This window comes from uncultured Sphingomonas sp. (genome assembly GCF_964235535.1).
Classification (GTDB): Bacteria; Pseudomonadota; Alphaproteobacteria; order Sphingomonadales; family Sphingomonadaceae; genus Sphingomonas.
In genome coordinates this window covers 1-6,422 of sequence record NZ_CAXSBH010000036.1, presented here as the reverse complement: position 1 = coordinate 6,422, position 6,422 = coordinate 1, and the positions used below count along the sequence as shown (strand labels likewise).

Here is a 6,422-nt window from a genome sequence, read left to right as displayed (position 1 = left end):
CTGGTTGGAAAAAGGATCATCGGTGCGCAGGCTCCCGTGACAATCGGATGGGAGAACGTGCCCCGCGTGGAGGGTGGCCCGGTGAAGCGGTTCGTCTTCACCTGGTTCCAACCGGCCGTGCTCTTCGGGCTGATCGCCTTCTGGTACTACGCGCCCAACTCGATCGCAAAAGCGTCCACCGCTATTTGGATCGGCGTGTCGTTCAAGGTGCTGCTGCTGTGCCTGGAGTGGGTCAATCCCCGCTTCGATAGCTGGCGCCTGACCTGGAAGGAGCTGGCGACCGACCTGTTTTATGTCGGCCTGGGCTACACGATGCTGCGCCTCGTCGGCAGCTATATCGGCAGCGACGTCATCATCAAGGCGATCCAGGGTAATTTCGACTTCGACAAGTTCATATGGTTCCTGACACTTCCCCTTTTGCTGCAGGCGTTCCTGATCTCGTTCATCTTCGACTTCGGACAATATTGGATGCATCGCGGAATGCACAACTGGTACATCTTGTGGCTGCCCCACTCGGTCCACCATTACATCACGCAGCTGAACATCAACAAGGGCGCGGTCGGCAATCCGGTCGAGCTGTTCCTGATCGGGCTAGGCATCGGCGGCTTCTTCGACTTCCTGCCGCGCGCCGCTCTGCTCGCGGGCACCATCGGCCTAGCGGTCGGCACCTACCAGCATGTCAACGTGCGTTTCAACACGCCCCGCTGGTGGCGGTTCGTGTTCAACACCACCGAGCATCACAGCGTCCATCACAGCCAGGATTTCGAGGCAAGCCGCAGCAACTTCTCCGGCACCTGGATCATCATCGACCGGATGTTCGGCACCTGCGTCGACGGCGAGGCGGAGTTGCTGGGCATGGAGGGCGGCCGCCGCATGACCATTCGCGAACAGATGACCTTTCCATTTACCGAGTTGTGGAAGGACATGAAGGTCAAGATCAAGCGTGGGACCAAGGGTACGCCGGCCGACCTCGGGGTGGCGTCGCCCGCCTAAGGTCTGTGCCACTCCCGCATTGCAAGGATGTCAGGTGGACCGGCGCTTTTTCGACTGGATCTGGAATGTCCGAGGTAGCGTCCCGCTCGCGCCCGGTCAGTCGGGCGACGATGCTTTCAAGCGACTAGATGCCCTGTTTCACGAGTACGGCACCAATCACCAGCGGACGGGCGACATACTGACCTTCAGTAAGAAGGACCAGGCGGCGCAAGACAAGATGTCGGTGTTCGACACGGGCGTCCTCAGCGTCGAGCATGATCCCGCTGGCCCCGTGCTCCGCTACCGCCTAACCAGTCGGGCATTGCTGCTCTGCTTCCTGGCACCGCTCCTGTTCCTAGTCTTCGCGCAAGCCACCAAGGCTATCGTCGCGCATCAGACGGCGGTGGCCGCGGCCGAGAAGAAGGCGGGCAAGGTGAAGGAAAAGCCCAAGAAGATCGCGGATCTGCCCATGAACCCGATCGACAAAGCGCTGGGCGCGCCGCGACCCGAGACGGAGAAGGAAAAAAAGGACCGCGAAAAGAAGGAGAGAAAGGAAAAGGGGGAGGACGAGGCCGGCGGCGACGGGGAAGGCGGCGGTAAGAAGCCCTCGCCCACCCCGGCCTACGTGTTCGCGGGCATCTTCGCCGTCCTTTACCTAGCCGGGCGTATCCTGGAGGACCGACTAATCCGCTCGCTCTTCCGGAAACGCCTGTTGAGCGCGTAGGGGAGCAGCCTCAAACACCGGGACGCGACAGACTGGGTATATCGCTTACGACGTCGGGACGTGGATGGGCTGAACGGCCCGGTGATCGAGCGTCCGATGATTGACGACGACGTGGCATCCACCTCCAAGTACCCCGGCGGCGCTCTCGGAATAACTGCACCACTTGGTAATCGGGCCGGACTAGGGGTGCGGCGGCCGGTCAGTCCGAGCGGGGATTGGAGTCTGAATGATTATCAGGTTTCGAGCAATGACCATGCCAGCGTGAATGTCTACTTGTGGGTCAATCCTTCAAGGCGGATGACGACCGACTTACGCTCTCCGCTGCGTCCGCTTCCCATCTAGATTAAGCGCCTTTGCAAGCTTGCCGGATACCCGTTCCGCCGCTTTCTTCATGGGTGCGCGCTGCACATGGGCGTAGATCGCGGTGGAGCGAGGGTTGCTGTGCCCCAGGATCGCGCCGGTGAGCGCGAGCGCCTCGCCGCCCGACACGGCGGTCGAGCCGAGCGTATGACGCGGCGTGTGCGGGGTAGCGTCAGGAAGCTTGGCCATCGTTTTGACCCTAGCCCAGAGACGCTTGGTGCCTTGATAGTGGTTCTCGCCGGTGGTGCCCGGGAAGACATAGCTGGAGCCGCCCATGTGCTCGACCTCGCTCAGGATGGCGACAGCGGCAAGGCTGAGCGGCCGGACGGATCGACCGGTCTTTGTGTCACCGAGGATGAGCAAGCCGCGATCGAGATCGACCTCGTCCCACCGAAGCGCGGCGATCTCGTTACGCCGACATCCAGTCAGCGCCCACAGCCGCGCAATGGCGATTGCCTTGGCGTTCGCGCCCTCTGCGACAAGCGCATCGAAGGCTTGGCCGAGCCGCTTCACCTCTTCCAAGCTTAAATAGTGCTCGCGCTGATTGTCGGTCTTGCGCACGGCCGCCCGCTCGACCGGGTTGCTCGCGACGAGCTCGCGTCGGACCGCGAAGCTGTAGACGGCCGAGAGATCCCGCACGACCTTCCGCGCCGCACCAGCACCCCCGCGCACGATGATGCGCTTGCGCGGGGCGACCTTCTCGTCCTTGGCGGTCTTGCCCGGCGTCACGTCGCGCACGAAGCCCTCGATGTCGGCGGCGTTCACCTCGCCGGTGTGCTTGTTGCCGGGCAGCGGCACGACATGATGGCGCAGTCTGGCGAGAGTGTAAGCCCTTGGTCGTATCCTTCATTGGTTCGCCCTGACGCTTGCCACGCTGCACGAAGCAACCCTCAGCTTCATACAGGTCGACTAGGTCGCTGACCCGGAGCTCCTTGCGCCGCGCCTGCCGCTCGGCCGCAGGGTCATTTCCGATGGCGGCGGCGCTCAGCAGCAACCGCGCCTGCTTGCGTGCCTCATCCAGCGTCACGGTGCCGTACCGGCCGATGGCCATGAAACGCCGGGGTGCCGTCCGCGCGCCGCCATCGGTCCGGTAGCGGACGATGAAGGTCTTGCTCCCGCTCACCTCGACCCGCACACCGAAGCCACTCAGGCCGCCGTCCTAGAGGTCGTACCGCGCGGCTCGCGGCTCGGAGCGATCGATCAGGGTCTTGGTGAGCACTACGCCGGACTTCGCCATGCACTCTCTCCGCCGCATCGGTCTGGTGGTCACATGGTGTCCACCAAAGCCTCCAACTCTGTAATAATGGAAGGTACTATAGCGTAGCTAAGCTGTTGTACCAACTGACTTCTATCCTACTCCAGCGTAGCCCGGAGTACACCAGCGTAGCCTTGGCTTATCCTTGCCAAGGTTGGGGTAGAAGGTTCGAATTCCTTCGCTCGCTCCAAAGATCTAAATTAGGTTAGCGAACGGCCGGGTGCTTACCCGGCCTACACTCCGTTTAAGCAGGCAAGCAGGGGTAAGCATCGCGACCGCTTGCGCGCGCTTCGGCGAGCCCAGTCATAGGCCAAAGCCAAACGTGGCGCGCCCGTGCACGGTCCGCGATGGCGGTGCGTCCCGGGCCCGGGGTGACCAGTCAGCCCCGTCAACTTCGTCCTCGTCCCTCGCAAGCGCGAGGACCTAGACGACGAGGAGACTGACATCCTCTTGTTGCCCCAGATAAGCCCAAATGAAGCCTCGCGGGTTTGCGCGACGTACCCGCGGGGCGATCCGCAGCCCAGCGCGCGGTGCGGATGCACGTCGTTGTAGCGGGCGAGCCAGGTCGGTAGCTGCTCGATGACGGTCCGGGCGTCGGGCCTGGGTTGGACGCGGACCTAGTCGCGCTTGAGCGTCCGCAAGAATGCCTCGACCATGCCGTTCGATTGTAAGCTGCTGGTGGGCGTGGTGCGCGACCTCAGCCCGATCTCCCGCGCGAAGCCCTTAGTGGCATCATAGGAGCTGTAGCACTCGCATGGCCAGTTGCTCCTTAGGTGCTGTCTGCGTTCATCGTAGCCAGATCATGGCACAGGCGAGTTGAACAAAGCCCATGAAGGTGCAAAGCGTCTTTTCGCATCGCAGGGCGATCCGGCGGAAGCGCTTGAGCTTGTTGAAGAAGTACTCAACCCGGCGGCGCTTTCGTCCATGGCGATGCTCCATCGTGGCGACCGTCAGGTCCTGTACGTCCTCGGCCGTGATCCCGCCCGTCGTCGCCTCGTGTCCCATCGCGTCGTGGTCGCAGCGGTCGAGCGCGAAGGCGACCCGCACCCCGGCCTTCGCCGGGGCAGGCTCTTCTCGCCGTTGTCGCAGCCGATCTCGAGCGCGTCCGAGCACCACCGCGTGTTGCGCTCGTCGACCGCGATGCGGCCATCGTGGCGCCGCTCCTCGCCGCTTGGGTGATGACCTGTTGCGCATGGCGGACAGGTGCGGCCGGCTGACGCCGACCGCGCTCGCGACCGCGGTCACAGGCCATCCCCGGGCGACAAAGGACACGCTCACGCCCGGCAAGTACGTCTCTGCGACGATCCGAACCTTCTCCTCCGGTGTCCAGCGCCTCTGGCGCTCGATACCGGTAAAAACCTCGCCATCGTCGTATCGCCTAGTCGTATGGTCAGTCATATGCCTCGATCTTAGCTAAGAGCGAGACCCGGCCAAGCTATTTAGGCGGCCACTTCACATTGAACTCTTTGCAAAGTCCGGCTGCTAATCAAATATATAGGGCACGATCTTGCGTCTATCAGGGTCAACCACGATCGCGCGCCCAGCCGGTGGGAATGCGCGCTGCTCGCACGTAGATCTTGAGCAGATTCGACACGATGGGCCGATCGGTGTCGCACTATCGCGCTCATGGATGCCCAGACCGTCACCATAGATAAAATCGGGTGCATGCTCGATCTCGCAACCCAGCGCGACCGCATATCGACGCGGAGGCCGACGATAGCTTGACGTGGACTTGACCAGACCTTTGGCCATCGAGATGTATCGTACGCCGTCGGGCATTTCTGCGACCTGCACCAGGATGCGATCGGATACTGCGACGGCCTCATGCACGTTCCACAGCGGGCAGGTACCGCCGAACTGCGCAAATTGAAGCCGGGTAGCGGAATGGCGTTTGGTGATGTTCCCCGCCATGTCCACGCGGCAGAAGAAGAACGGGATGCCCGGCGCTCCCGGCCTTTGCAGCGTCGACAGGCGATGGCATGCCTGCTCGAAACTCACCGAGAAGAGCTGCCGCAGTTCGTCTATGTCATGGCGGGTGCGCTTCGCCTCCAACCTGAACCGGCCATAGGGCATCAGCAGGGCACCAGCTGCGTAATTGGCCAAGCCGATCTGCAGCAGGCGCCGGGCGGCATCCGAACGGAGTGCGGCCTCGTGAAGGACGCTATCGATCTCATCACTTCCCTCCAGGCGCATCAGCTGGTGAGCCAGTTCGAACACTTGGCTTTCGATCGGCATCGCTCGATCGACGAACAGCGTACGACGCACCGAGTCGAAACTGCGGAGCCGACCTCCCTCTCCGCTCGGCGCGAAATGCAGGATCTGCACGCGGTGCCTGGCGCTGAGGCTTCGGGAAAGCGAGGTTAGCGGATCGGACTGGATGTCCAGCCGAGATGCCAGCCCTTCCGCCAACCTATCCAGCACGTCGATGTAATTACCCGCGCTCTGGAACCAGTCGCGCACTTCTTCCCAAGGCAGCAGGCCGCCCTCATCCAGACCTGTGTCGACCCGATCGTCGAGCACGCGCAGCTGCTGCTGCGAGCGCTGATATGCGGCGTGGATCGCGATCATCCGTCGGGCAAGTCGCGGCTGCTGCTGTATGCCGCGAAGTACTGCCGGCTCGTCAATGACGTCCAGAGGCACCGCTGGATCAGTACCCGCATATAAGGCGCGAACGAGCTCGTTGTCATCCTCCTCCTCCTCGGAGATGTCGACCCAATCGAGCGGGAAGGTCTGCGCGAGCGCGGCCAGGACCAGGTCGGTGACTGGCCGGTCGTCCGTCTCGATCTGCGAAAGGTAGCTGATCGAGATGCCCAGTCGCTTGGCCATGACGGTCTGGCTGAGACCCTTGCGGTGACGCAGATCACGAACTCGATTTCCGGCGAAGAAGCGCCGACGGGCGGATCGTGACCTCATCATCTGCTCCTATTCTGCAAACCATCTACCCGCGATTTCACAAAACCACAGTTGCGCGTCGGAGGGCAAATTCGAAAGGCTGGCCTTGAGGAGCTCGGATGTCGTCCACCATCGTCGAACTGGAACGTCGCCGCCAGGCTGCGCGCTTAGGCGGCGGTGTGACCCGCATTGCGGCCCAGCACGCCAGGGGCAAGCTGA

Annotated in this window: 4 protein-coding genes and 3 pseudogenes; 2 read left to right on the top strand and 5 right to left on the bottom strand. The window is 62.6% G+C overall.

Features of this window, described 5'->3' with window-relative positions; genetic code table 11:
- The gene (locus ACFE7F_RS11145; protein ID WP_375403921.1) at positions 1–993 is read left to right on the top strand and encodes a sterol desaturase family protein; all 993 of its coding nucleotides are present in this window, start codon (positions 1–3) and stop codon (positions 991–993) included.
- Positions 994–1,027: 34 nt separating this feature from the next.
- Positions 1,028–1,696, top strand: a complete 669-nt coding sequence (locus ACFE7F_RS11140; RefSeq protein ID WP_375403920.1) for a hypothetical protein — start codon at positions 1,028–1,030, stop codon at positions 1,694–1,696.
- Positions 1,697–2,005: 309 nt separating this feature from the next.
- Here ACFE7F_RS11140 and ACFE7F_RS11135 read toward each other — a convergent pair whose 3' ends face one another.
- The 5 genes and pseudogenes from ACFE7F_RS11135 to ACFE7F_RS11115 all read right to left on the bottom strand — a co-directional run bounded on the left by ACFE7F_RS11135 (position 2,006) and on the right by ACFE7F_RS11115 (position 6,224).
- Entirely contained in the window at positions 2,006–2,854 is an 849-nt protein-coding gene (locus ACFE7F_RS11135) for a tyrosine-type recombinase/integrase (protein ID WP_375403919.1), read from the bottom strand.
- A 202-nt stretch (positions 2,855–3,056) separates the two neighbouring features.
- A pseudogene (locus ACFE7F_RS11130) lies at positions 3,057–3,179 on the bottom strand (Arm DNA-binding domain-containing protein); the annotation flags it as partial.
- Positions 3,180–4,097: 918 nt separating this feature from the next.
- Positions 4,098–4,217: pseudogene (locus ACFE7F_RS11125) on the bottom strand (IS5/IS1182 family transposase); the annotation flags it as partial.
- A 360-nt stretch (positions 4,218–4,577) separates the two neighbouring features.
- Positions 4,578–4,709 (bottom strand): annotated as a pseudogene (locus tag ACFE7F_RS11120) (transposase); the annotation flags it as partial.
- 84 nt (positions 4,710–4,793) lie between these two features.
- The gene (locus ACFE7F_RS11115; protein ID WP_375403918.1) at positions 4,794–6,224 is read right to left on the bottom strand and encodes a short-chain fatty acyl-CoA regulator family protein; all 1,431 of its coding nucleotides are present in this window, start codon (positions 6,222–6,224) and stop codon (positions 4,794–4,796) included.
- Between the last annotated feature and the right edge of the window lie 198 nt (positions 6,225–6,422).